Source organism: Kordiimonas sp. UBA4487 (genome assembly GCF_002389025.1).
In the GTDB taxonomy this organism is placed as follows: domain Bacteria; phylum Pseudomonadota; class Alphaproteobacteria; order Sphingomonadales; family Kordiimonadaceae; genus Kordiimonas; species Kordiimonas lacus.
In genome coordinates this window covers 452,516-477,808 of the sequence record NZ_DGNR01000015.1, presented here as the reverse complement: position 1 = coordinate 477,808, position 25,293 = coordinate 452,516, and the positions used below count along the sequence as shown (strand labels likewise).

Here is a 25,293-nt window from a genome sequence, read left to right as displayed (position 1 = left end):
CCTCATTTCAATGGGGGGTGGAGTGAATTTTTCTTTACGGATAGGGGCGGTCTGCTTGCCCGCCATGCGCGTCAATTTCATGCTGAACGGCCAGCAGGCGGTAATGTTCAGCCATGCTGCGGTTCTTGGCAATTTCAGCTTCCGTCAGCTTGCGCATAAATTTGGCGGGCGACCCGGCCCACAACTCGCCAGACCTGACAGTCTTGCCGGGGGTCAGCATGGCGCCCGCAGCCAACATGCCATCGCTTTCGATCACGGCGTTGTCCATAACGATAGCGCCCATGCCGACAAAGGCGTTGTCCATCAGTTGGCAGCCATGCAGCATGGCTTTATGTGCCACCAACACGTCCCGGCCAATGGTGGTCGGGTAGGTTCGGGTGGAAACATGCACAACGGTGCCGTCCTGAATGTTACTGCGGGCACCCACACGGATATGGTTCACATCGCCCCGCAGTACGCAATTGTGCCAGATGCTGGCCCCCTCCCCGATCTCCACGTCACCGACAATCTGCGCACCATGGAAAACAAAGCTGCCTTCGCCAAGGATGGGCCACTTGCCCTTGAAGGGGGTCAGGCGGCCACCCAGATGGGTTTCGCGGTAAAGCGGTGCGTCGTCCGTAGCTGTCATCGTGCTGCCCGCCTTATGGGAACATGGGTGCCTGCATGAGGCCCGTCGTTTCATCCAGGCCTAGCATCAGGTTCATATTCTGAATGGCCTGGCCAGACGACCCTTTCACCAGATTGTCAATCGCCGACACCACAATCGCCCGCCCGGGGATACGGTCCTGGAAAACATTGAGCACGCAGCGGTTGGACCCCCGCACCATGCGGGTTGCCGGCACAACGCCCTCTTCCAGGATGGACACAAAGGGTTCGTCAGCATAAGCATCTACAAGCTGGTCCTTCAGATCACCAACTGTAGTGCCTTCCTTCAGGCGGACATAGATGGTTTCAAGTTCGCCCCGGTTCATAGGAACCAGGTGCGGGGTAAAGCTGATGCGGACATCCTCACCCGCCGCCAGCGTCAACTCCTGCTCAATCTCCGGCATATGACGGTGTTGGCCAACTGCGTATGGATGCATGGCCTCAGCCACTTCAACGAACAGATTGGCTTCCTTGAGCGACCGCCCGGCACCGGAAACGCCTGATTTGGCGTCGATGATGATATCCTCGGCGGATATCTGCCCGGCCCTCAGGAGCGGAATGAGCGCAAGAAGAGCGGCTGTCGGGTAACATCCCGGGCACGCGACAAGATGCGCCTTCCGTACCTGATCGCGGTTGACCTCAGGCAGGCCGTAAACGGCCTTGGGCTGCAAGTTTACAGCAGAATGCTCGCGGTCATACCACTGGGCATAGACATCGGTGTCGCGAAGCCTGAAATCCGCTGAAAGGTCAACGACCTTTACCTCACCCGAAATGGAATCAGCCAGGTCACCCGCGGTTTCAACAACCATTTCATCAAGCAGGCTGTGCCCGGTCGCATGCAACAATCCTTTGATGACTTCCTGGCTGGTGGCATGCGGCAGCGCACAGAACACTACGTCCAGTTCGACAGCCGGCCACTCAACTTCATCAAGGCCAATAAGGTCAGGCAGGTCATATCCTGCCAGGTGTGGGAAAACGTCGCCAATCGGCATGCCGGCCTTACGCTCTGCTGTCATCAGGGCAATTTCAACGTTCGGGTGCGTCAGCAGAAGGCGCACCAGATCCGCGCCCGTGTAACCGCTGGCGCCCAGGATACCGACCCGAAATTTAGGTGTGACAGACATAGTGAAGCCTCTATTTCATGATTAGGAAAAGAAAATGCCATGTCCTATTTTGCGACATGGCATTCCATAAGTCATTGAATTTCTGTGCCCAGGCCGAGAAGATTTTTATCTGGTCGACATTAAGCAGGCTTATGATCAAATGTCAGGCGGCATCTCGGCAATGGCTTCCTCGAGCTCGATAAAGCCAGGCATATGGAGGCTCGGGACATTGCGTCGGCCAATTTCCACTGAAATCTGTGGCGGGTTACCCTGCAGGTGCGATACCAGCACGATTTTGATCAGGTTCATGAATTGACCTTCTTCCGCCAAAATCTGGCCCAGGCGACCAGCGATCGGCGCCACCATCAGATAGGACAGGAAAATCCCCAGGAATGTACCCACAAGGGCACCCCCGACCATGCCGCCCAGAACCTCAACCGGTTCTGCGATGGCGCCCATGGTTTTCACGATACCAAGAACCGCGGCCACAATACCAATAGCTGGCAGACCGTCCGCCATGGTTTGCAGCGCATGCTGTGGTTCATGAAGCTCGGCATGATGCTTCTCAAGGTCTGCATTCATGGCGTCTTCCATCTGCATCGGATCATCGAAGTTCATGGTCATCATGCGGATATAGTCACAGATGAATTCAACCACGTGATGGTCTTCAACAATGCGCGGGAAGTTCTGGAAAATCTTGGATTCTTCAGGGTTTTCCACGTGCGCCTCAATGGCCACGACACCCTTGGTTCGCATGGTCTTACACAAGAGGAACAAGAGGCACAAAAGGTCCCGATAGTCTTCCGACTTCCAGTGCGGCCCCTTCATGACCTTGCCGACGCCTTTCATCGACCCGGTGATGACGCTGGTGGAGTTGGCACTGATATAGGCGCCAATGGCCCCGCCAAAAATGATCATCAACTCGAACGGCAGGGCCTTCAGGATAATGCCGAAGCTGCCGCCCGATAGAGCGAAGCCTCCGAACACCATCACAAGGACCACGATTAGACCGATGATTAGAAACATAAGGGCGCCTGCCTTCTGTGGTTAACTTGCCTGCCGGGTAAACAATTATCAGTACCCGTTTTTTGCATCTTTACAGTTTCGCCAGTGTTGATCAATAGGCTTAACACACCTTTAATTCCCGCTATCATACTGAGAATCAATAAAAAAGGCGGGATTGCGGCCCCGTCTTTTGAAGATTTTCCCCTGTTACTTGCCGTATTTTACCGAGCAACCATAAGGCTGGGTTGAATTTGGCGTCACTGCCTCTCCTGCCGCGAGCTGCTGCCAGGCCTGCAGCGCATAATTGGTGGCGCCTTCGAGCGACGAAGCCCGTGTGGACGGGCGATCATCAATTGCCCCCATATATTGCAGCGTGCCTTCAGCGTCGATCAGGAACATTTGCGGGGTGGTCTTGGCATCATAAAGCCTGCCAATCTCGCCGGACGGGTCCAGCACCAGCATATCGTTATACGTACCCCGGCTCTCGCTCAGTTGGTCGGCTTTTTCAGCCGTCACATGACCCTGTTTCCCGGGTGCGGACGAAATAATGGAAATCCAGGTTACGCCTGCCTCGGTCAAGGCTCGCTGGGTCTGCTGCATATTGCCACTGGAATAATGTTTGCGGACATACGGACAATCATGGTTCGTCCATTCCAGCATGACAGGTTTACCGCGCAGGTCGGACAGAGTGACGGTTTCACCCGTGGTCAACACACCGGTGAAATCAGGCGCTGGTTTGCCGGGCGCTGGGCCCTCGTCCGCTACTGCAGTGTTCAGACTGAGCATAATGGAAACAACAAGAAACAGCTTCATTTCTAGCCTCCCTTTAGCCTTTTTGGTTGGCGATCAGGTTTGAAATACTACTGGGCCCCAAGATTTCGGGCAACACGATCGGGGCAGACGCTCCGGCGGGGTAATATAGATATAGCGGCACCCCGGCCCGACCATGCTTTGCCAACACGGCGGCAATTTCAGCATTTCTGTTGGTCCAGTCGCCCTTCATCACCACTGTGCCGGTTTCACGAAACACCTGTTGGGTCGTATCCGTCAGAACTGCAATCCGTTCGTTCACCTTGCAGGTGATGCACCAGTCGGCCGTGAAATAGACAAACACAGGCTTGCCGCTTTCCAGTATCGTGGCGAGTTCCGCCCCGCTGTAGGCGATTTCTTCCACATAGCCTTCGGCTGCGGTATGGGCAGGCTCCTGCCAAGGTTTGGAGATAATGCTGTAAACCGAAAAGGCGGCGATAGCCCAGGCCAGAATGCGCACCGGTAGCCGTCCACCGGACTGCTTCCCGATCCAGATCGCGAAGACAATGCCAATGATTGCTGCGAGCAGCACAAGCATTGCCACGGCGCCGGTTTCACGGGTGAAAACATACAGAAGCCACGCCGCTGTCAGATACATTGGAAACGCCAGGCCTTCCTTGACCTTTTCCATCCAGGGGCCCGGGCGCGGCATGGCTCGGGCCAATGCCGGGCTGTAAGACAGCGCAAGGAATGGCAGCGCCAAACCTAAAGCCAGGAAGCTGAACACCATGAGGACGATCAAAACCGGCTGTGTCAGGGCAAATCCGATGGCAGGTGCCATAAAGGGTGCTGTGCACGGGGTCGCAACGAGTGCCGCCAGAATGCCCTTGAAGAAAGCTCCACGGACCCCTTCACGGGCCGCCAGGGACTGCCCTGCCCCTTCAATGCCGAATTGGATATTGAACATACCGGACAGCGAAAGCGCGACCACGAGCATCAGAAGCGTCATTAGGCCAACGAAAACGGGCTCCTGCAGTTGAAAGCCCCAGCCGACAGCTGTACCCCCCGCTCGCAGGACCAGAAGCGACGCAACAATTACCATGAAACTGAGCCAGATACCCAGGGTATAGGCCCAGCCCTCCTTTTGGCGGTTTGCAGCAGTTTTATAATTGGCTGACACAAAGGCAAAAGCTTTTAGCGACAGGATCGGGAACACGCAGGGCATCAGGTTAAGGATGACGCCGCCGATCAGGGCAAAGACGGCGGCCTCCCAAAGCGGCAGGGATACCACCGGCGCCGCTTCCGCTACCTGCGGGGCGGTTTGATCCACAGTGACCTTCAGCATCGGTTCCATGGCGAAAGCGTCAGTCGTACCGTCATGATAGGTCAATAGCAGTACACCGGCTGCAGTTTCAGCCGTTGGCGCGCCAGAAGGGCGTTTGGCATGCACTTTGATGCCATCAGATGCCCGTTCCAGGCTTTGTGCGGCGGCATAATCCAATACGCCAACGCCTTCAGGGAAGAAGTAAGCGTCAGCGACCTCTTCGGCCTCAGATGGTGCCATGTAAACTGTCAGGGAGGTATCTTTTGCCCCCACCGTCAGATCAGAGCTCCAGAAGCTTGGATCTGGCATGGCTGCGCGAGCAGCGTTGAATATTGCCTGTGCTTCACCGTCTGGCTTTGCTTCGCCAACCGGCAGCGTCAGGGACAGTTCAGTCACTTGCGGGACACACTCGACCTCACAGATCAGCCATTCGGCCTCAAGCGAAGCCGTGAGGCTACTACCGCTCACTGGGGCCTTGGCAGGAAGTAGAAGCGTAACCGGGGCGTCGTAACCATAATTGGTCAAAGGCCCCAGGGGCAGTTGTCTAGGCACGGGAAATTGCGGCTCACCAATTGTTGCATCACCGTCCAGCCTCCAGTCAAACGCCGGGCTTGCGCCGCTGTCTCCTGCGTTTTTCCAATAGCTGTGCCACCCACTGCGCGGCGTGATGGTAATGGCCAGCCAGAAGGACTGCCCGGGTGAGACGGATTGCATGTCAGCGTCGATCACCAGCGTGCTGTGGCTTTCCTCAACTCGGGCAAGCTCTTTAGCGTTGGCAAGGCTGGTAAGCCCAAGCGCCAGACAGATCGTGATCAGTCCCTGCAGCAAACTCTTCACTTCTTCACCCCTTTTGGGTCCGTAATCTAAAGTTTTGTCCTGATTATTGCCGTATAACACGATGAGGGCCTGAAACACCTCACATGTTCGTCAATCTTGCGGGAGGCCCTTGGGTGCGACGGCAATGACGCGAAGGTCATTCACATTTGTTCCCGTAGGTTTAACTTTAAATAAACAGTCCAAATCTTTGAAATATTGATGACTATTGTTGTTTTTAAGCATTGCGGTTGGGGCAGTGCCAGCCGTTGCTGCCCGCTTTCTATCTTCAGGTGTCATAAAGGCACCAGCAGCGCCACCGACACCGTCCATGCCGTCAGTATCGGCCGCGAAAGCATAAACGCCAGCGTCGGTCTGCAAAGCAGTAGCCAGAGCCAATACATATTCCTGATTGGGGCCGCCTTTGCCAGTGCCCGTGACTGTAGATGTCAATTCACCGCCTGATAGCAGCAGCACTGGCTTGTCGCTCACTTCCTTAAGCCGCTCTGTTACCATCGAGGCATGGTTTCGAGCCACATCACGCGCCTCGCCGACAATGTCATCGCCCAGAAACTGTACTGAAAACCCTGCCTTCTCGGCATATGCCTGCGCAGCAGTCAGCATATGGGCGCCGCTGGCAACAATCTGGAAGCTTGTTCTGTCCCCTGGAACAGGACCGCACCACCCTGCCCATCGTGAAGGATGGCTGATACCGTATTTGTCAAGGACTGCTATGGCGTCAGTCCGTGTAGTGCTGTCAGAAACAGTCGGACCAGACGCAATCAGGCTTGGGTCATCACCCACAACGTCTGAGATAGCGAGCGTGAAAATATGCCCTGCTCTCGCAGCCGCTGCGGCCAGCCTTCCGCCTTTTATGCGGGACAGTTGCTTGCGCACCGTATTCAACTCACGAATATCGGCCCCCGCATGCATCAGGGCCCTGACCAGTTGCTGTTTTTCCTTGAGGCTAACCCCGTCCGCCGGCAGACAGGCGAGCGCGGACCCGCCGCCTGAAAGCAACACCAAAAGCAGTACGCCCTCAAGGGTACTGCGGGCAATATCCAGCGCGCGTTCTGCAGCCTTGAGACTGCGTTCATCCGGTACCGGATGGGCGCTTTCAATGACCTCAATACGATTGCATGGCTGACCGTAGCCATCGCGGCACACCGCAATGCCAGACAGGTTCACGTCAGGCCAGGATTCTTCAACGACACGGGCCATCGCAGCTGCCCCTTTGCCAAGGGCGATCAACTTGACAGCGCTATAGTCAGTTGGGTCCGGCAAATGTTTGGGCAGGCAGTTTTCAGGCAGGACAGGCCTGATAGCGGCGGCAAACATACCGCTGCAGAAGGCCCGCCACGTATCGCTCTGGTCAGTCGTCACCACCGACGGTCCGCTCAAATGCTCCCATGGAGCCAGGGAACACAACAGGGCTCTCGAGGCCGTCATTGGCAACCGAGGCCACGCCGAAGAAATAATTGTCAATAACGACATTCTCTAAGGTGTAGGATCGCGCCTCAGGGCCGACAAAATGGCTCCAGCGCCATTGCGGGTCGGTCGTCAGGCGCCAATAGACCTTGAAGCCACGTAGGTTGGCGGTTTCCCGCTCATCACCCGACACGTTCCATTTGATGGTGGTCGAGGGCGATACGGCACCTTCAAGGGTTACGTCCGCAGGAAATGGCGGCGCACCGGCCATGGATGCCAGGGTCACCACATTGAGGGCTGTCAGCTTGGCTGCATAATCAAAGTTCACACCGTCCAGTGTATCACCATATTTGATACCATTTTCGGTGCGCAGGTCCTGATGTTGACGGTTATAATTCTCATTTGTTTCCATGATGCGGACACCCGGCCAGCCTGCTTCGTTAAATGGCCGGTGGTGTCCGCCGCGGCGGAAACGGTCCAGCCGGTAGACCATCATCACGTCAAGGTTCGGGATATAATCATTGGCCAAGCGGTCAACCAGGCGCGCAATATTGCGGCTTGGGCTGTCTACTTCGCCGCCCCAAAAACGGCGCTGTCGGGCTTCTTCCGCTGTTTCTGTAACCCGCGTACCCTCAGAGAAAACGCGGGCTGTCGTGTTATCGATCACGCCGTTCACGCCTTCGATGTTACCGATCATGTCATTGTTCAGCACACCCATTAGGCGCCAGCCTTTCTCCTTGATATGGTTGGCAAGGATTGCACCGCCATAAAGGCCCTGCTCTTCCCCTGACAGGCCAGCATAGACGATCGTGCCCGGGAATTTTGTTTGGCACAGAACACGAGCCGCTTCCATGGTGCCCGCCATGCCTGAGGCGTTGTCGTTAGCGCCGGGAGAATCGCTCGTGCCGTCCAGGGGATCGGAAACCCGGCTGTCGATATCGCCAGACATGATCACGACCCGGTCGGGGTCCAGAATCCCACGCTGAACGGCAATCACACTCACCACCTCAGTCGGGTTGGGGATACGGGCGCCGCTGACGACATCAGAAACGGTATAGACCTCAAGGTCTGCCTCGCAGCCTTCTGCGATGCGCTTGAATTCCGCTTCAATCCAGCGCCTTGCCGCACCAATGCCGCGGGTCTCTGATTTGGTTTCCGAAAGCGTGTGACGGGTGCCGAACCCGACAAGCTTGGTGATATCGGTTTTGATCCGTTCGGCTGAAACATCAGAGACCATTTTGTGAAGGCGCTGTACTTCGCCTTGGGGCCCCTCGTGGTGATCCGCAGAGGTGGCTGTCGTCAGCAGTATGGCTGCGCCTGCTACAAGTCCCAGTGTCGATCGTTTCATATAACCCTCCCTTGGTATTTCAGCGCGATATCTTGGAATAGGTTTCCCGGTCCATATCGATCGCGTTGGCACTGATCGACTTTGCTGAAGGCACGAGCCTCTCAAATCTCTTTACCAGTGCCGATGTCAGTGCTTTTTTGGTCGGCTGATCCCGCCCGGAAAGCAGGTAGATGGTAATATGCAGTGTTGCAGCAGCATTTCCAGCCACAAGCGCGTGATCAACGGGATAAAGGCGAACCTTGATGTCTGCTTCGCCGAACTGGCCAGACGCGACTGCTACTTCATGCGCAGCCGCCATGAGGTCGGCATGCTTGGCATCTGTTTCAAGGCTGCGGCTGTATTCAACAATAAAATGTGGCACCTTAGCTCCCTCTGAACTGCTCTCTTTTGATGATTGATGGATCCTACTTGGAACCCTGTGCAATGGAAAGCGTCCTATGGACTTGACGGGGCACACTTGGCAAACACACCCATTAGTGTTAACTTTGCACTTTGATGGTGACCAGCCCACTTTGAGGATAGTTGGACATTAGATGGGGGTCTTATGAGATATTTCGCAATTTGTGCTTTGGCTGCCGCTTCATTTCCCGCGTTTGCCAATCCCAGCCTTGAGCAAGCCCTCAGCCGCGTACCGACTTTGACAGATTTGTGCGGTGCTGTTCCCGAGGCGCCAACCAAGGTTCGCGGCAATTCGATCCACCGTCCCGTGCGCCCTGAGGTGAAAAGCTTCATCCAGGATACTAACGACTGGCTTGATTGTGCTGCAGAGAAATATGTCCGTATTCAGCAGTTGGTGAATGGGATGCAGGATGACGGACAGCGCGAGGCTTTGGTTGAGCACCTGAACAAGGATTTCCGTGCGCAATATGCTGAACTGAATGATCAGACACGTATATTGGCAAGGCGTGTGAATTACCGGCTCACTTGGGAGGTTCGGCCAGTAAGGCCGGCTGTCAGCAGCTCAGGCGTTGGTTACAGTAACAGCCAAGCCAATGTATTGTTGCGGAAAGTGAAAAAAATTACCTATCGAACTGACGTCAACCGCCCAATTCACGATCCGTCTCGAGATTTATTGAACTGGGAGCCCGTAGAGCCCTTACAGTTCAGCGGTTAAAATCGGAAATAGACGCAAGAAAGGCCAGCAAACGCTGGCCTTTTTCATTACTATTCCTTCACGGTGACGGTTATCTTTTTGGAATAAACCGCAGGATCATGGGGGATATGGTTCATATCGCCCAACAGCAGCTGAAGCGTATGCGTGCCTGGCTTCAGATCCAATGTGACTTCGGTCTGCCCCCCACCAAAATGCACATGATTTTCGTCTGCCGGGATGTTTTCATCAAGTGGCGGCAGATCTGTGTCGATCAGCAGATGATGGTGGCCAGTGTTTGCTTTGTCAGTGCCCGCCGGCGCAACGCCCATACCCTTCAGCCCAAAAACCACGGTTACAGGGCTTGATACTTCCGCACCATCGATCGGGCTGATGATATAGACTTCAGCGTGATTATCGGCATGGCCAAAAGCCATTGCAGACGGTGCTGCCGCGACTGTAAATGCCAGCCCGACTGCAGCTGTAAATGCACGAATTGTCATCCTAAATTCTCCGTTGCTGACTGTTTGACCGCACTATTTCACAGTTGGCGCAAATCGGCCACCACCATCAAGGCCCAAAACAAACAATTGTGATCACAGGTGTTCGCGGCGGCGGCCACGTATTAGTGGCGCAAAGACCAACCTGCCCCAGTGATCGAAGGGATACCAAAGCTGACCAATGAAGCTCGTGGGATAATCGGGGCCATTTACGCCCAAATCCTTGGCGCGATGTTTGGGGCAGTAGAAGGTGCCAAACATGACATCATAAATCGAAAACACCGTTGCGAAGTTGGTGTCTCGGGCGGCTTCATCGGTTGCATGATGCCAACGATGCAGGAACGGGCTGACGAAAAGATACTTCAACGGCCCGAACCGCCAGTTCAGGTCACTATGTATCATATAGCCATAATAGTGCCTGACCCGATTGCTGAATATTACCGCCCAAACAGGCATCCCGAGCGCGGATAGAATAACCGCATCCAGGCACACCGAGATGAGGCGGTTTATCGGGTGAAACCTGACCAAAGTGAACCATGTCAGGTCTTCGTCACTATGGTGGGCGGCATGGACGGGCCACAATGGCGCGAGATGCATCAGGCGGTGTCGCCAATAGCCGATAAAGTCTGACACCATTACGGCCGCAATAGCGACAGCCCAACTTGGCATGCTGTCAAAAAGGGAGGCGCCAGTTGATCTGCCACCCTCCTCAATCGCTGTTCTGATCTCCACCGACACAATCAGAAGCAGCGGTGCCGTGACCATCAGGTCAAACGCGAAATAGCTGCCGTTGACCCGCCAGTTGCGTTTCTGCCGCTCATCAGGGACCAGCGATTTCCATCCGTGCAACAGGAATGCTGCGCTGCCAAAGACAATCGACAACACAATGAATTCTGTTATTCCAGCAGCAAGTCGTTCAAACAATGAATTCGCCCTCCAGGGCGTATCCTAGTCCGTTTGCGTTAACAGTGTCTTGTTTCGTGGTGATAAGTTGAACTGTCGCAAGGGCTGCCCTACCCAACCAATGAAATCACATACAGTTTCTTGCAGGGAACTACTGTTTCCCATGTGCCGGTGAAACCAGCCGGTACAACAAAGCGGTCTCCAGCCCTGAATTCCTGCGCCTCGCCTTCCGTGCTTGTCAGGATGATTTCACCTTCAAGGATATGGCAGAATTCTTCTTCACCATCGTAATTGACGTGCCATTTGCCAATGTCAGACGACCAGAAGCCGGTAAAGAATTTACCGGACGCGCCTTCGTAGATATTTTCTGTCAGCTGATGTGGCGTACCGGAAATCAGCTTTTCTGCGGCTGGCAGGCTTTCTTCCCGCTCAGGGCTAACAGAATCGAATGACACAATGGATGGGGTTGCCATGAGAAATCCTCCTTTTCGGGCGTCTGGGCGCTACTTTGGCGGAAGGTATATCTCAACGCAACAAAAATGTGATCACATTTTAGTCTCGCTCGGGTGCAGCAGAAAAATGTGCAAATATCTGGTCGATCTTACCGTTTTCATCGACAAGTGGAATGAACAGCAACGTCACTTGAAAATACGGCAGGTCAGCAGACATTTTGACCGAGTGTCCCAGCACTGGCTGCCCCGACGCCAGGACAGCTGCAACACACTTGAAACCGCGATCTACTACCGTGGCATTGTTCAGTGACCGAAGGCTGGTGCCACTCACAGGCCCATAAAAGCTGGTCATACGCGATCCGGCCAACCGTATCTTGATGTCTGCCAAGGACCCGTTTTCAATCTCCGGCTCGAGGATCATGACATCGGGAAGCAGATGCTTCATGTCGTTGGGTTCCAGGTCTGCCCGCATAGGAACGCCGCCCGTGGATACGTTACGATAGGCATAGTCATACAACCAGCTTGCCTCTGGGCCCAGTAGGTCTCTGTTCCCGCTGTTCACATCGGAAACGGAAAATTCTGCCAACGAATGTTGGATTTTGGCCGAAATATCTCTTGGAAACGAAGACATGCTTTACTCTCAACATAGACCCGAAGGCCATCACCCTTAAGTTTCAGTATCCTATCTGTCTGCGCTTTGTCTAAATTTTGGGTTAAGAATTGTCGTGAAAAGCAAATTTGGCTCGATTTCTCTTTGCGCACCGGAGGGTTCAGGCTATTGGAAAGCCAAAGAACTTTAGCTATAGCGGATAAATCAGCATGGCCCACCTTCACATCGTCACAGCCCCTAACCCGATCTTTCGCCAAAAAGCGTTGCCTGTCGTAGATGTCGACGACGGTATAAAAGCGCTTGCGGGGCAGATGCTGGACGTTATGTATGAAAACCGCGGTATTGGCATTGCAGCCAACATGGTTGGGCTGTTGCACAGAATAATCGTTGTGGACATTCAGCCTGACGGAAATCGCGACCCGCTTGTGTGCATCAACCCGGAAATCACCTGGGCCTCGGATGAGACCTCTACTAACGAAGAAGCGTCCCTCAGCTTTCCAGGCATTTCAGCAGATATCACTCGCCCAAACGCCATCAAGCTGACGTACCTTGACCAGCAGGGTGAAAAACAAGAGCTGGATGCCGAGGGCTTCCTCGCCATCGTGATTCAGCATGAAATGGACTATCTGGACGGGCGAACGTACCTGGACCATCTATCCAAGATGAAACGCGACAGGCTGCTGAAGAAAATGCAGAAATACCTCAAGCAGGGGCACGCATGCGGTGACCCTCATTGCGGGCACGACCACCACTGATCAGGACGCTTCAGCGATCCCCTGTTGCATCTTGTAAAGCGGCAGCTGCCAGGACGGCACACCAAAGCCGAGATCCAGATATTCAACTTCGACAAATCGGGTTCTGCCTAGTGGTAAAGGGCCCCGTTCGGCCTCGGTCGTCACCTGAAAGGGTCGGCGAACATCCGCCCTGTCATCCAGGTTGACGATATATTCTACGGCGCCAGTGTTGTCGACGGTCGGCAGAGACAGAAAAGACCTCTGGTACACCTGTTTTTTTACGATTGAATGATGCTCGACCGTGCCAAAGAAGCCACAAGGTTGCTGGCGGATCAATGTAATGAACCTGAGAACGTCCCGTTGAACATGCGGTTCAAACAAACCGAGATAGTCCTCAGCCTCCTGCGTATGGCGATGCCAGTCAAACATCCCACCATAGGCAAAATAGGCACCGACCTCGTTTTCCGAAGGGAAATCCATTAACAACAGCGTCCGGCTATGCAGATCAAGGTCGTCAGTCAATAGGTGGTGGGTGCTAGGCACGGAGCTATCGGAAGCCCTTGCGGCGAGCCAAAGGCTGGTCAGCACTTTCATGTTGGGGCCGAAATACTCAGCTTCGGGCCAGATGTCGCCTGTTTGTGACACCCATGTTCCTCCTTTCGCCCCAATCAGCCGGATTATAATGCCTACAATTTTAATGATTGGTTACCACAGCACCTACGACCTCAATGCTGTAAATGCAGGAGTACCTCAAGCAGGACCATGCTTGCGGTGATCGGCATTGCTGCCATGATCATCCCTAAACCACGATCTTACCTAAACAAGGTTTCTCTGGGTCTCAGGAAGTGCATTTGTCCTGCCAGCGGTGCGCGCCGGGCCTTAGGGATAAGACGCCCTACTCCACCAAAGGCGACAGGGCAATCTCAACACGGCGGTTTTGTCGGCGACCCTCTTCTGTATCGTTTGGGGCAATCGGGTAGGCCTCGCCCAAACCACGTACCACCAGGCGTTCACGCTGTACATTCTGGGTGACGAGTATCTGTGCGACCGCCTGTGCCCGGTTCTGTGACAAGGTCCGGTTATAGTCTGCAGACCCTGTTGAATCTGTGTGTCCAAGAATATCGACATAAGTCTTGTCATACTCGTCAAGGACGATCGCGACGGATTCCAGAACTGACATAAACTCTGGCTTCACATACGCCTGATTGGTGTCGAACGTAATGTTATCGGGCATATTGAGGATGATATTGTCACCATCGCGAACGATCTGGACCCCGGTACCTTGCAGCTTTTCCCGGAGTTTGGTTTCCTGCCGGTCCATGTAGAAGCCCACGCTGCCGCCTGCAATTGCGCCAATACCGGCACCGATGAGCACAGACTTACGTTTGTTGGATCCGCCGACAATTGCCCCGCCAACAGCACCAGCGGCTGCACCAATCATGGCACCAATGGCCGTATTCGACACTTTCTTCTCGCCTGTATAGGGGTCCGTTGAGCAAGCCTGCAGCAATATTGCGGTGCTCAGCAGCAAGCCAATCTGTGGTATCTTTTTCATGATCAGTCTTTCGTGATTGAAAAGTAAATGACTTTGAACAGCGCGCTTCGAAAAACTCTAGGACACCATAGCATAAGCGAACCATGTGCAAGCCATGGCAAATGATAAAGGCGTCATAAGTTTTGGTTTGGCCCAACAAAAAAGGCCGCCCCGTGGGGCAGCCTTTTGAACTCTGAACAATATTGTTTGGTACTCGTAACTGGTACTCGAAACAGAAACTCGTGGCGCTTAACGCTTGGAGAACTGGAAGGAACGGCGAGCTTTTGCTTTACCGTATTTCTTACGTTCAACAACACGGCTGTCGCGCGTGAGGAAGCCTGCAGCCTTGAGGGCAGCACGCAGCTCAGGCTCAGCCTGCTGAAGCGCTTTGGAGATGCCGTGCTTAACCGCGCCAGCTTGGCCAGAAAGACCGCCGCCTTTAACGGTAGCAACAACATCATATTGGTTTTCGCGACCAACAACCTGGAAAGGCTGGTTAACGATCAGGCGCAGCGTTGGACGTGCGAAGTAAGTTTCCTGATCGCGACCGTTTACAGTCACTTTACCGGAGCCAGGCTTAACCCAAACGCGGGCGATAGCATCTTTACGCTTACCAGTGGCATAGGAGCGGCCAAGGTCGTCAACAACCGGCGTACGCTCTTCGGTAACTTCGGCGGCAACAGCTGCTGCTTCGCCGGTCAGTTCTTTAAGGTCCTGAAGATCGGCCATGTCGCTTACCTCTTATTCTTCGGGTTCATTGCAGCAACGTCGAGAACCTGAGGCTCTTGTGCGGCATGTGGATGCTCAGTACCGGCGTATACACGCAGGTTGCGCAGCTGCTGGCGACCAAGCGGACCCTTCGGGATCATGCGCTCAATGGCTTTCTCAACAACACGCTCCGGGAAACGGCCAGTCAGGATCTCGCCTGCGGTTGCAGACTTGATACCACCTGGGTGACCCGTGTGACGGTAGTAAACTTTGTCAGCAAGCTTCTTGCCTGTCAGCTTCACTTTTTCAGCGTTGATGACGATTACATTGTCACCGCAATCCATGTGCGGCGTGTAAGTTGGCTTGTGCTTGCCACGGAGAACAACAGCAACGGCTTGTGCCAGACGACCCAGAACTACGTCTTCTGCGTCAACAACGAGCCACTTCTTTTCGATCTCCGAAGGTTTTGCGGAATAAGTTTTCATCGCAATTTTGCCTCGGTTACCGGTAAACCGGTGTTAAACTCTCAATACCTGAATGGCAGGGAAAATCCCCGCTTCTTGGTTCGTGGCGCGCAATATATGCGGATTTCACAGCTAGTCAACAGCTATTTTCTGGGCTGTTTTCAATTTTTATCATTAAAAACAATTAGTTAATAAAACGGTAATTAAATACCCCATCGTTTTCGGTAGCATCCTTGTCCCTTTTGAACGCTGCCCCATATCATTGACAAGTCAAACATCCAAACTTGGGGACAGCAAAGTCATGGAAAACAAGCAAATCCTTCTAGCAAGTCGCCCGAACGGCGTCGTGGTACCTGAGAACTTTAAGCTGGCAACAGCCGCCGTGCCGGAGCCCAGCAAAGGGGAGATGCTGCTGCAGACTATTTATATGTCGGTAGACCCCTACATGCGCGGCCGCATGAATGACGTCAAAAGTTATGTCCCCCCGTTCCAGATCGGCGAACTGCTGCAGGCGGGCATTGTGGGCAAAGTGGTCAAGTCCAATGGCGGTAAGTATCCAGAAGGCACCTATCTGACCGGTATGGGCCTTTGGGCCAACTATATGGTCACCAACGGTGAAGGCTTCCAGCCGGTAGACCCGGACCTCGCGCCCCTATCCTATTATCTTGGCGTTCTTGGCATGCCGGGCATGACAGCATATGTGGGCCTTAAGGGCGTTGCTGAACTTAAGGAAGGGGACCAACTGTTTGTGTCCGCCGCCTCCGGCGCCGTGGGCCAGGTCGTGGGCCAGATCGGCAAGAACATGGGCTGCCATGTGGCCGGTAGCGCAGGCTCCGACGACAAGATAGCCTACCTGAAGGATGACCTCGGTTTCGACGAAGCCTTCAACTACAAGACCCAGGACATCCACAAGGCCACTCGCGATGCCAACCCCAAAGGCATCGATGTCTATTTCGAGAATGTTGGCGGCCCGCAGCTCGAGGCCGTGATTAACAACCTCAACTTCAACGCTCGGGTGGCCCTGTGCGGCATGATCGCCGTTTATGACAACAAGCTGGAAGATATGCCTCCCGGCCCCCGCAATCTTGCGGTGCTTGTGGGACGCAGTGTCAAGATGCAGGGCTTTATCGTCTTCAACTATCCTGACCTGTGCAAGGAATGGATCCAGGTTGGGGCTGGCTGGCTCAAGGAAGGCAAGCTGAAGTACCGCGAAAGCGTGGCAGAAGGCATTGAAAATGCCCCAACTGCTTTCATGGATGTCCTGAAGGGCCGCAATTTCGGTAAACAGGTGGTACGCCTCGCTGGCGACTGATAGGCTCGGGCTCATGCTCAAGCGTCATAAAAAGAAGATCATTGCGCTGGCGGTCCTTGCGGTCGCTGGCGTTTATTTGTTCTGGCCGGGGTTCAAACCTGACCTCTCGTCCCCGCCAACGCTGCACCTGACGGTAACAGCCAGTTATGGGACTGATAGTGGCCACAGCAATGTACTAGGGATTGAGCCATACATGGAGCCTCTCGATTATGCCTCGGCTGACCGATTCCAGGCAAAAATCGACGGGTACCTTTCGGCAGCCGAAGCCAAAGGGTGGCTGCACCCCGGCACAATCGTGCTGCTGCCGGAGCATATCGGGACTTGGCTGTTGGCCACCGATCAAGGCAGCCACGTTTATGAGGCCTCCAGCTCGACGGATGCCATGCTGACGATCATCACCCATAACCTGCCCCAGTTTCTCAAGAACCTTTTCATCTTCGATGATCCGGACAGTACTTCAGCCGCCCTTATCCGCGCGCGAACGCGGGCATCGGCTGATGCGCAGCTGAAGGTCTATAGTGCTCTGGCGTCAAAATACGGCATCACCCTGGTCGCAGGCTCAAGCGCCCTCATGACGCCTGGCGTGTACCCTGACAGCCTATCATACGGCCATGGCCCCATCTTCAATGCAGGGTTTGTGTTTGGCCCGGACGGCAAACCACAGGAAGACGCGATCCGAAAAGTCCACCCTATCCCGTCTGAGGTCGGTTTTACCAAGGCATCAAAGGCTGTTTTTCTTCCAACCTTTCAGTCCGCGGCCCGCCGCTTTGGCGTTCTCATTTGTGCGGACAGCTGGTTTGATGACACCACAGGGTATCTGGCCAACGAAGGAGTTGAGCTGCTGTTGGTGCCCAGTTTCCTAACCGGCACCACATGGGATGCTCCCTGGCAGGGCTATCTGAATGACGCGCCGACAGGTGACGCCTGGAAGGCAGACATCGGCACTATCACCGAAGGCGATGCCTGGGTGCAGTACGCCCTACCCGCCCAGGCTGAACGCCATGGCCTTCGCTGGGGCATGAATGTGTTCCTCAAGGGGGATTTGTGGGGCCAGAAGGGCTCAGGGCGTGCCCTGATCCTTGAGGATGGCACGCTCCATATAGGTGAAGGCGGCGATGACGACGCCGCCCTCTATAATTTATGGTTGAACTAACACTATCGCGGGTCTAGAGAAAGTCAGTAGCTCTATGGGGGGGAAGAGATGTCTGACACGCCAATGCTGAGTGCCCTGCACGACGATCATGCTTTGTTGCAACAGCGACTTGAAAAATATCATGCACAGTATTTATCCGCGCCATGGTGGGTCAATCTGAAGCTAGCCCTGCTTCTGATATTCTCTGTTTCTGTAGCTCCAGCTTGCGTTTTGCTCGCCTATCTTCTGATTTCTAAGGTGGGTGCAGCGATTTGGGAAAATTTCGATTCGGTTAATGGTGCCGGCATACGCGGTATCATCTGGTTTATTCTTCTGGTGGTGGTCCCTTCCCTTCTTCTTACGGCAGTTGCGTTTGGGTCTTACTTTCCATCCAAGCCTGAAATGAAGGGCGCAAGAGTTTCGCGCAAGCAGGCGCCGCAGCTTTGGGCGGCGGCTGACAATGTTCGCAAAAAGCTCTCGACGGCGCGGATCAATGAAATCTACATAATTTCAGAAGCAAATGCTTCCATGACCAGTTTCCCGCTGTTTGGCCCATTCTGGCTGCGGCGCAGCATGTCGGTTGGGTTGCCACTTCTGGCTTTGCTTGATCCGGAAGAGCTTGAAACCGTTATCGCCCATGAAATGGGTCACACATCGTCTGAATGTCCAAGGCTGTTACGAATAGCCAATTATGTATCTGCCTATTTCACTGCCTTCGCCAGCGATGCCGATAGCTTATCTGAGGGCGCTGGCAGTTATGCAATTCCAACCCTGTTCCTGGCTCAAATAATGGGAACGCTCAGCCGGCCGATTTCCGAACTGATGGTACCGTTGAACCGGGCGGGCGAGATTGTTGCCGATGGCGCCGCAGGCAGGATCTACGGCAAGACCGCCGGAGACGCGCTTTTAAAGCTCGAGGTGGATTTCCCTTTAAGTTATGCAGCTTTCGATGCCGAGTTCTATCAGGGTGCACGCCATCGAGAAAAACCAGAAATGCTGCCAAGCCGTTGGCTTGTCGCAAAGTATCCGCTGGTCCTTGACGAAACTGAGCGTCAAGAGAAGCTAATTGAAGCTCTTGAGGCAAAAACGGAAACCTGGCACGAGCATCCATGTTTGAATGAGCGGCTTATAGCGCTGGAACATGGAAAACAACTGCCGCCGCAGACGCGTAAGAACTATGCTGAAAGCTGGCTAGGGGATGCGCTGGACAAGGTCGTCAAGGAATTCGATTACAGTTGGTACAATCAATTCGGCGGTCAATGGCGGGCTTCTTACAAACACTTCAAGGAACTCGAGGCACGCAAAGCCGAGTTGCTTTCAGCCGAAACCGAAGTCGGCAAAAAAGCGCTATTGGAACTTGCTAATATTGAGCGGGAGCTTGAAGGGGTTGAGGCCGCGAATGAATATTACCATCGTGCCCTGGAACTGGATCCCGCCTGTACGGAAAGCCAATATCATCTGGCATGCTCGGCGTTGAATTCCGGCGATGAACAGGCTGTGGGAACCATTGTAAAGCTGGTTTTGCAGGACCCAATCTTGGCCAGTGGCGGTTATCGGGCCCTTGCTGATCATTTCAGTGCTTCAGAGAATGAAGAAAAAGCCAAGAAATTTACTGACCTGGCAAACAAGGCCTATGACAAACTGCTGGAAGCCCAAAAGGAACGATCACAGATTTCATATAGCGATACCTTTTGCGATCACACCCTGGACGCCGTTCAGACCAATAAGGTTGAGGCGTTTTGCAACAGCCTTGGCAACGGTATTCGGTGCTACCTGTTCGGCAAAGAGCCTGTCGAGTTTCCCGACAGGCCGATCAATATCCTTGCTTTCGACAAAGTGCCACCCGCAATGCAGCAAGCCGGTTCAATCAACCTTTTGGACCGGGCAAGCCGAGAACTGGGAGACCTGGACCTCGAGCTTTTCGTTGTGTTGGACCAAAAAAAGCATATCCGCACCAAGATACTGGAGTTGAAAAACGCCTCCATTGGCACGCCAAGTGGTGGAAGCCTCTTTTTCTAGTCAATCTGGCGCTCGATCCAGGCCATATAGTCTGCGTTGCCACCAATGATAGGCATCACGGTGATGCAGGGCACTTCATAGCTGTGAAGTTCCTTGATGCGCGCAACAGCGGCCTCGACGTTGCGGCGGGCCGTTTTCAAGAAGACAGTCACTTCATTTTCAAGCTGGATGATACCGTCCCATTCATAGATGGACCGGGTGCCCGAATTGACGTTGGCACAGGCCACAATCCGCTCTTTTACAAGTGCGGTCGACAGGTGAACGGCCACGTCTTCGCTTTCGGCCATCACATAAATGGTAACATAGTCTGATTGCTGGTCTATTTGTTGGTCGCTCATTTGGCGATCCTCCCTCACTGTTTATGCATCAGATTTATTATTGCGGCCAGCACAAGCACGCCTCCACCCTGGTGGGCCGTACCCCAGCTGACCGGTACTTCTTTCAGAAGCATTATGATGCCTAATAACATCTGCACGCCGACCGTCCCGATCAAGAGGTAGGCGGCATTTTTTGTCTCAACCGGTGCCTTTCGCGCAACAAATCCGGCGGCAATGACCAGCAAAGTCAGCACATAAGCGCCGATCCGGTGGTCGAACTGCACGGTAACGGCATTGTCCAGCATGTTGAGCCACCAAGGTTCCATGAACCACAGGCCCTCCGGCACGAATGTGTCGCCCATCAGCGGCCAGCTGTTGAAGATATGCCCAGCCTTCAGGCCCGCCACCAATGCCCCCATCACCAGCTGCAGCACCAAGACAAGCATGGCTGTGTGGGTCACCCGCTTCAGAACGGCAGGCCCGCCCACTGGCTTGGGATTGAGAAGCGATAAAGCCGTCCAGAAGATCGCGCCAAAGATCAAGAGCGCCAGCGAGAGGTGCGCTGTCAGGCGGTAGTGACTGACGGCAGGTTCGTCCACCAAGCCGGACATCACCATATACCAACCCATAAGACCCTGCAGGCCACCCAGGACAAAGAGCCCCACCAGACGGGGTTTATACCCCTGCGGAATACGGTCCTTGGCCCAGAACCATACCATTGGTACAAAGAAGAACAGGCCGATGAGGCGGCCCAGCAGCCGGTGGCCCCATTCCCAATAGAAGATGCCCTTAAAGTCATCGACGCTCATATGATAGTTCTTGAGCTTATACTCCGGGCTTTGCTGGTACTTGGCAAACTCAGCCTGCCAGGCGTCTTCCCCGATGGGTGGCAGCACGCCGGTTACCGGGCGCCAGTCAACCATCGACAGGCCCGATTCCGTCAGCCGTGTCGCACCACCCACAACCACCATGGCGAACACCATGAAGGCCATGAACAGCAACCAATATCCGACCGCGCGGCGGTCCCTATCCTGCGTTTGAAACATCATGCCGGTTTGCTAGCGCCATTGGGGCTAAAGGGCAAGAGACATTGTGCCGCATAAGCCACGCCCTAGCGCCTTCGCTTCAGAATGAACCACTCCAGCGCGGTAAAGAAATAGAAGATCGCCACACCCGCGATGCTCAGAAGCACGAGGCCTGCGAACATTTTCTCAACCTGTAGCCTGTTGCCAGCCTCCAGGATGCGCCAGGCAAGACCTGTTGCGCCGCCGGAGCCTGCAACGAACTCGGCGACCACAGCACCAATAAGCGCCAGCCCGCCGCTGATCTTGAGGCTTGCGAGCAAATACGGCATGGCTGTGGGCCACGACAGCCGCCAGAACCGCTGCCAGCGGCTGGCACCGTAGAGTGTAAACAGATCGTCCAGATGCCGGTCCACGCTTCTGAGGCCCGCTGACATGTTGGCCAGGATCGGGAAAAAGGCGGCGAGCCAGGCAATGATCACCAGCGCCCGGTCCACATGGTCAATGCCGACCCAGATCAGCACCAGCGGAGCGACCGAGACAATTGGCGTCACCTGCAGAACCACGGCGAAGGGGTAGAAGGTCATCTCAAAAGATCTTGATAGCGAGAACAGTAGCGCCAGCATCACACCACTGAAAACAGCGGCAGACAAGGCGATGAAGGTAACCTTCAGGGTGGCCCCCAAGGCTTCCACAAGGCTGCCGAAGTTGGCGAAGAAGGCCGCCCAGACCGCCTCTGGGATCGGAAGTATAAACTTAGGTATTTCAAATACTTCTATGGATACCTTCCACAAAAAGATCATCAACAGAAATGCAGCAGACGGCAGCAGGACCTTACGCATCGACCATGCTCCCTGCCTCAAGAATCGTCGCTACCTTTCTGGTAGCTTCGATGAAAGACTTTGACGCTCGTTGGTCCGCAGCGGCAAGCGTCCGGTCGAGGCCTGGTGTTACTTCGCCCGCGATACGCCCGGCATCCATCACCAGAACCCGGTCAGACAGGTAAACCGCTTCATAGATACTGTGGGTGACAAACAGGCCGGACCAGCCCTGCTCTGCCTTCAAGGCAAGCATCAAGTCATTCATGCGAAAGCGCAGGATTTCGTCAAGCGCCCCAAAGGGTTCATCCATCAACAGCAGTTTTGCGTCCGCAGCCAGTGCCCGGGCGATGGAAACCCGCATCTGCTGGCCGCCTGACAAGGCCTGAGGGTACCGCTTTTCAAGGCCCTTGAGCCCGACAAAGCCAAGAATTTCCTCCAGCCGCTTTGCGTCCAGCGCCTGCCCGCGCAGGCTCAAAGGCAAACTGATGTTCGTGGACACATCTGCCCAAGGCATCAGGGCCGCATCCTGAAACACGAAGCCGGTTTCAGGGGCTTGGCCGGTTTTCCAGGTAATCTCCCCGCCTATGGGCGTCAAAAGGCCGGCGACAAGCCTGAGAACCGTCGATTTTCCGCATCCGCTGGGCCCAACCAGCGAAACCAGTTCACCGTCTTGTAGCGAGATGCTGATGTTGTCCAGCACGGCCGCGCCACCATCGTAGGCGAAGGAGAGATCGCGGACCTTAAGCATCAGTCGCGGTCTTCCCGGGCGACAAAATCCAGCGTGTAAGCTTCCCCAACATCAAGACCCTTGGCGAGGATGCCCAGCGCAGACATTTCATCATAGAACTGCTGCCAGCGCGCGTGGGTCATCATGCCAACTTCGCTTTTGTCGCCCACCATCTGGTTGGCAAGCATGACCTTGATGCCGTTGGCGATAAGCTCCGCCGTCATTTCAGGGTTATCCTTCAAAATCAGGGTATTACCTGGCGCAGGGTCACCCCACAGATAGTCCTGCCAGCCCTCAATGGACGCCGCGACGAAGTCTGCCACCACCTGCCGGTTTTCCGCCATATAGCTACCGCGTACCATCACCATGGCCGAATAGCCGGGATACCCTTCATCAGACAGGAGGAAGACTTTGGGCTCGACGCCAGCCTGGGTGGCTGTGAAGGGTTCTGACGAAACATAGCCTTCCTGCACGGTTTCCGGATTCGCGAGCCACGGCGCCAGTGAATAGGTATATTTACGGATGTTGCGATCTTCATAGCCAAAGCGGGCCTTCAGCCACGGCCAGACAGTCGCAATGGCACTATCGGCCAGAAACACGGGCCGCCCCTTGAGGTCAGCGAGGCCTGTAGCCTCAACATGAGGGTGCACCATCATCACCTGCGGATCTTTCTGGAATGCGGCCATAACCACCTTCACGTCAGCGCCCGCTGCCATCAGATTGATTGGCTGGAAGCTGTTGGACGCCATGGCGATATCCAGCGCGCCCGCGGCCATCAGACGCGGATTATCCAGCTGCGGACCGCCCGAACGGATGGTCACATCAAGCCCACGTGCCCGATAATAGCCCTTGGCCAGCGCCTGATAGAAGCCGCCATGCTCCGCCTGGGCCTTCCAGTCAGTCGCGAAGGTGATTTTGGTCAATGTATCGGGGTTCTGTGCCGCCACAGCCGATGCACAGAACAGAATGCTCAGAAAGCCGATGAAAAGGTTCCGTTTCATGGGCTTAACTATAGGGGGAACTGGGGCCGCGTCAAAAGGAAAGCAGCCCCATTCTGGTTTTGAAAGGTGAAAGCCTAGCGGCGTTTCTTGCGGCGGCTCTCATAAGGGTTGGCACCCTTCTTCATGATAATCCGGATTGGCGTGCCCGGCAGATCAAAATCGCGCCGCAGCTCATTCTCCAGATAGCGTTTGTAGCTATCCGGCAGGTCGTCCGGACGGTTACAGAACATCAGGAAGGTCGGTGGCCGTGTCTTGATCTGGGCCCCATAGCGAATCTTGATGCGACGACCGCCAACGGATGGCGCCGGGTGCTTCTCAAGCGTATCGGCAAGCCACTGGTTGAAGGCGCTTGTTGGCACGCGCGCGTTCCAGACCTCGTACGCCTCGGCAACTGCTGGCATCAGATGCTGGATGCCCTTACCGGTAAGCGCAGAGAATTTGACAACCTTAACGCCTTTAAGCTGCGGCAGGCTGCGGGTCAGCGCATCCGTCAGCTGACGTTGACATTCGAGCCGGTCGGTAACTGCGTCCCACTTGTTGAGCGCGATAACAAGGCCACGGCCTTCATTGACGACACGCTCAGCAATCTTGAGGTCTTGCTTCTCAATGCCCATCTCGGCATCCAAAAGCAGCACGACTACTTCAGCGAACTGGACAGCCCGCAGGGTATCGCCGACAGAGAGCTTCTCAAGCTTCTCGGTAACGCGGGCACGGCGGCGGAGGCCGGCTGTATCAAACAGCTTCACCGGCAGTCCGTCCCATTCCCAGTCAACCGCGATGGAATCGCGTGTCAAGCCAGCTTCAGGGCCTGTGATCAGGCGGTCTTCGCCAACCATTTCATTGATCAGCGTGGATTTACCAGCGTTCGGGCGGCCAACAATGGCGAGCCTGAGCGGACGGGCTTCTTCGGTTTCGGCTTCACGGTCAACGAACTCATACTCGAGGTCGCCCTCAGTTGGCCCAGTGTCCACATCGTGAAGTTCCTGGGCCAGGTCTGCGTCGTCCTCGTTCGGGTATGGGTCAATGCCCACTTCCTTGAGGCTTTCGACGATCGCACGATACAGTTCCGCCAGGCCCTCGCCGTGCTCTGCAGACAAGCCGATCGGTTCACCAAGGCCCAACGTGTAGGCTTCATAGATGCCGTCGACGATGGCATTACCTTCACACTTGTTGGCAACCAGGATAACGGGCTTGTCACCGCGGCGGAGCCACTGGGCGAAATGCTCATCCATCGGCGTTACCCCTGCGCGGGCATCATAGAGCATCAGCGCGATGTCGGCTTCGTTGAGTGCCTGCTGTGTCTGGCGACGCATGCGGTCAGACAAAGAACCCGGCTCGCCTTCTTCAAGCCCTGCCGTGTCAAACACCCTAAACTCAAGGTCCGCAATGGATCCCTGCGCTTCGCGGCGGTCGCGTGTTACGCCCGGCGTATCGTCAACAATGGCAATCTTCTTTCCAACCAAACGGTTGAACAGCGTCGACTTGCCCACGTTGGGGCGCCCAACAACGGCAATTGTGAAGGTCATGATCT

The 25,293-nt window shown here is 54.9% G+C and carries 27 protein-coding genes; 5 read left to right on the top strand and 22 right to left on the bottom strand.

The window, feature by feature from the left end; genetic code table 11:
* Window positions 1-34: 34 nt before the first annotated feature.
* The 8 genes from B3Z17_RS18650 to B3Z17_RS18615 all read right to left on the bottom strand — a co-directional run bounded on the left by B3Z17_RS18650 (window position 35) and on the right by B3Z17_RS18615 (window position 8,777).
* Window positions 35-628, bottom strand: coding sequence for a gamma carbonic anhydrase family protein (locus tag B3Z17_RS18650; RefSeq protein ID WP_286831350.1), 594 nt, complete (start codon window positions 626-628; stop codon window positions 35-37).
* Window positions 629-641: 13 nt separating this feature from the next.
* The gene (argC, locus tag B3Z17_RS18645; RefSeq protein WP_286831348.1) at window positions 642-1,769 is read right to left on the bottom strand and encodes an N-acetyl-gamma-glutamyl-phosphate reductase; all 1,128 of its coding nucleotides are present in this window, start codon (window positions 1,767-1,769) and stop codon (window positions 642-644) included.
* A gap of 135 nt (window positions 1,770-1,904) precedes the next feature.
* On the bottom strand, window positions 1,905-2,774 hold the full coding sequence (gene motA / locus B3Z17_RS18640; RefSeq protein ID WP_068306360.1) for a flagellar motor stator protein MotA: 870 nt from the start codon (window positions 2,772-2,774) through the stop codon (window positions 1,905-1,907).
* Window positions 2,775-2,960: 186 nt separating this feature from the next.
* Window positions 2,961-3,566, bottom strand: coding sequence for a redoxin domain-containing protein (locus tag B3Z17_RS18635; RefSeq protein WP_286831346.1), 606 nt, complete (start codon window positions 3,564-3,566; stop codon window positions 2,961-2,963).
* A 13-nt stretch (window positions 3,567-3,579) separates the two neighbouring features.
* The gene (locus B3Z17_RS18630) at window positions 3,580-5,664 is read right to left on the bottom strand and encodes a protein-disulfide reductase DsbD family protein (RefSeq protein ID WP_286831343.1); all 2,085 of its coding nucleotides are present in this window, start codon (window positions 5,662-5,664) and stop codon (window positions 3,580-3,582) included.
* A gap of 90 nt (window positions 5,665-5,754) precedes the next feature.
* The gene (locus tag B3Z17_RS18625) at window positions 5,755-7,041 is read right to left on the bottom strand and encodes a glycerate kinase type-2 family protein (RefSeq protein ID WP_286831340.1); all 1,287 of its coding nucleotides are present in this window, start codon (window positions 7,039-7,041) and stop codon (window positions 5,755-5,757) included.
* The gene (locus B3Z17_RS18620) at window positions 7,013-8,416 is read right to left on the bottom strand and encodes a M28 family metallopeptidase (RefSeq protein WP_286831337.1); all 1,404 of its coding nucleotides are present in this window, start codon (window positions 8,414-8,416) and stop codon (window positions 7,013-7,015) included. The genes B3Z17_RS18625 and B3Z17_RS18620 overlap by 29 nt, the downstream gene beginning before the upstream one ends.
* Before the next feature lie 19 nt (window positions 8,417-8,435).
* The gene (locus tag B3Z17_RS18615; protein WP_286831334.1) at window positions 8,436-8,777 is read right to left on the bottom strand and encodes a 5-carboxymethyl-2-hydroxymuconate Delta-isomerase; all 342 of its coding nucleotides are present in this window, start codon (window positions 8,775-8,777) and stop codon (window positions 8,436-8,438) included.
* 183 nt (window positions 8,778-8,960) lie between these two features.
* On the opposite strand from B3Z17_RS18615, the gene B3Z17_RS18610 reads away from it, so the two are divergent.
* A complete protein-coding gene (locus B3Z17_RS18610) occupies window positions 8,961-9,530 on the top strand; it encodes a hypothetical protein (protein ID WP_286831331.1) in 570 nt (189 codons plus the stop codon).
* A gap of 50 nt (window positions 9,531-9,580) precedes the next feature.
* Here the strand turns inward: B3Z17_RS18610 and B3Z17_RS18605 are convergent, their stop codons facing one another.
* From B3Z17_RS18605 to B3Z17_RS18590, 4 genes are all read right to left on the bottom strand, one after another.
* On the bottom strand, window positions 9,581-10,009 hold the full coding sequence (locus B3Z17_RS18605) for a DUF4399 domain-containing protein (protein WP_286831328.1): 429 nt from the start codon (window positions 10,007-10,009) through the stop codon (window positions 9,581-9,583).
* Window positions 10,010-10,102: 93 nt separating this feature from the next.
* Window positions 10,103-10,930 (bottom strand): sterol desaturase family protein, encoded by an 828-nt coding sequence (locus B3Z17_RS18600; protein WP_286831326.1) that lies wholly within the window; start codon window positions 10,928-10,930, stop codon window positions 10,103-10,105.
* Window positions 10,931-11,019: 89 nt separating this feature from the next.
* The gene (locus B3Z17_RS18595) at window positions 11,020-11,382 is read right to left on the bottom strand and encodes a cupin domain-containing protein (protein WP_068306380.1); all 363 of its coding nucleotides are present in this window, start codon (window positions 11,380-11,382) and stop codon (window positions 11,020-11,022) included.
* A gap of 79 nt (window positions 11,383-11,461) precedes the next feature.
* Window positions 11,462-11,992, bottom strand: coding sequence for a PAS domain-containing protein (locus B3Z17_RS18590; protein ID WP_286831324.1), 531 nt, complete (start codon window positions 11,990-11,992; stop codon window positions 11,462-11,464).
* A gap of 188 nt (window positions 11,993-12,180) precedes the next feature.
* Here B3Z17_RS18590 and def point away from each other — a divergent pair, with 188 nt between their 5' ends.
* Window positions 12,181-12,726 carry a peptide deformylase gene (gene def / locus B3Z17_RS18585; protein WP_286831321.1) on the top strand — a complete coding sequence of 182 codons (546 nt, stop codon included), beginning with the start codon at window positions 12,181-12,183 and terminating at the stop codon, window positions 12,724-12,726.
* Here the strand turns inward: def and B3Z17_RS18580 are convergent, their stop codons facing one another.
* The 4 genes from B3Z17_RS18580 to rplM all read right to left on the bottom strand — a co-directional run bounded on the left by B3Z17_RS18580 (window position 12,727) and on the right by rplM (window position 15,432).
* Window positions 12,727-13,350, bottom strand: a complete 624-nt coding sequence (locus B3Z17_RS18580; RefSeq protein WP_286831319.1) for a hypothetical protein — start codon at window positions 13,348-13,350, stop codon at window positions 12,727-12,729.
* Between the two features lie 250 nt (window positions 13,351-13,600).
* The gene (locus B3Z17_RS18575; protein WP_068306389.1) at window positions 13,601-14,260 is read right to left on the bottom strand and encodes an OmpA family protein; all 660 of its coding nucleotides are present in this window, start codon (window positions 14,258-14,260) and stop codon (window positions 13,601-13,603) included.
* Window positions 14,261-14,488: 228 nt separating this feature from the next.
* Window positions 14,489-14,968, bottom strand: a complete 480-nt coding sequence (rpsI, locus tag B3Z17_RS18570) for a 30S ribosomal protein S9 (protein WP_068306391.1) — start codon at window positions 14,966-14,968, stop codon at window positions 14,489-14,491.
* 5 nt (window positions 14,969-14,973) lie between these two features.
* Window positions 14,974-15,432, bottom strand: a complete 459-nt coding sequence (gene rplM / locus B3Z17_RS18565) for a 50S ribosomal protein L13 (RefSeq protein WP_068306393.1) — start codon at window positions 15,430-15,432, stop codon at window positions 14,974-14,976.
* A 280-nt stretch (window positions 15,433-15,712) separates the two neighbouring features.
* On the opposite strand from rplM, the gene B3Z17_RS18560 reads away from it, so the two are divergent.
* Genes B3Z17_RS18560 through B3Z17_RS18550 form a run of 3 tightly spaced genes read left to right on the top strand, consistent with a single transcriptional unit; the run spans window position 15,713 to window position 19,874 of the window.
* The gene (locus B3Z17_RS18560) at window positions 15,713-16,723 is read left to right on the top strand and encodes an NADP-dependent oxidoreductase (protein ID WP_286831314.1); all 1,011 of its coding nucleotides are present in this window, start codon (window positions 15,713-15,715) and stop codon (window positions 16,721-16,723) included.
* A 13-nt stretch (window positions 16,724-16,736) separates the two neighbouring features.
* Window positions 16,737-17,876, top strand: a complete 1,140-nt coding sequence (locus B3Z17_RS18555; RefSeq protein WP_286831313.1) for a nitrilase-related carbon-nitrogen hydrolase — start codon at window positions 16,737-16,739, stop codon at window positions 17,874-17,876.
* Between the two features lie 48 nt (window positions 17,877-17,924).
* Window positions 17,925-19,874, top strand: a complete 1,950-nt coding sequence (locus B3Z17_RS18550) for a M48 family metallopeptidase (RefSeq protein ID WP_286831311.1) — start codon at window positions 17,925-17,927, stop codon at window positions 19,872-19,874.
* Here the strand turns inward: B3Z17_RS18550 and cutA are convergent.
* From cutA to der, 6 genes are all read right to left on the bottom strand, one after another.
* Window positions 19,871-20,212, bottom strand: a complete 342-nt coding sequence (gene cutA / locus B3Z17_RS18545) for a divalent-cation tolerance protein CutA (protein ID WP_286831310.1) — start codon at window positions 20,210-20,212, stop codon at window positions 19,871-19,873. The two genes, B3Z17_RS18550 and cutA, sit on opposite strands and share 4 nt — an antisense overlap.
* Window positions 20,213-20,226: 14 nt before the next feature.
* Entirely contained in the window at window positions 20,227-21,240 is a 1,014-nt protein-coding gene (locus tag B3Z17_RS18540; RefSeq protein ID WP_286831308.1) for a COX15/CtaA family protein, read from the bottom strand.
* Window positions 21,241-21,302: 62 nt separating this feature from the next.
* Window positions 21,303-22,055: an ABC transporter permease gene (locus B3Z17_RS18535; protein WP_286831305.1), complete on the bottom strand. Its 753-nt coding sequence runs from the start codon at window positions 22,053-22,055 to the stop codon at window positions 21,303-21,305.
* Window positions 22,048-22,782, bottom strand: a complete 735-nt coding sequence (locus B3Z17_RS18530) for an ABC transporter ATP-binding protein (protein WP_286831302.1) — start codon at window positions 22,780-22,782, stop codon at window positions 22,048-22,050. The genes B3Z17_RS18535 and B3Z17_RS18530 overlap by 8 nt, the downstream gene beginning before the upstream one ends.
* A complete protein-coding gene (locus tag B3Z17_RS18525; RefSeq protein WP_286831300.1) occupies window positions 22,782-23,762 on the bottom strand; it encodes an ABC transporter substrate-binding protein in 981 nt (326 codons plus the stop codon). The genes B3Z17_RS18530 and B3Z17_RS18525 overlap by 1 nt, the downstream gene beginning before the upstream one ends.
* 74 nt (window positions 23,763-23,836) lie before the next feature.
* The gene (gene der, locus B3Z17_RS18520; protein ID WP_068306416.1) at window positions 23,837-25,288 is read right to left on the bottom strand and encodes a ribosome biogenesis GTPase Der; all 1,452 of its coding nucleotides are present in this window, start codon (window positions 25,286-25,288) and stop codon (window positions 23,837-23,839) included.
* Between the last annotated feature and the right edge of the window lie 5 nt (window positions 25,289-25,293).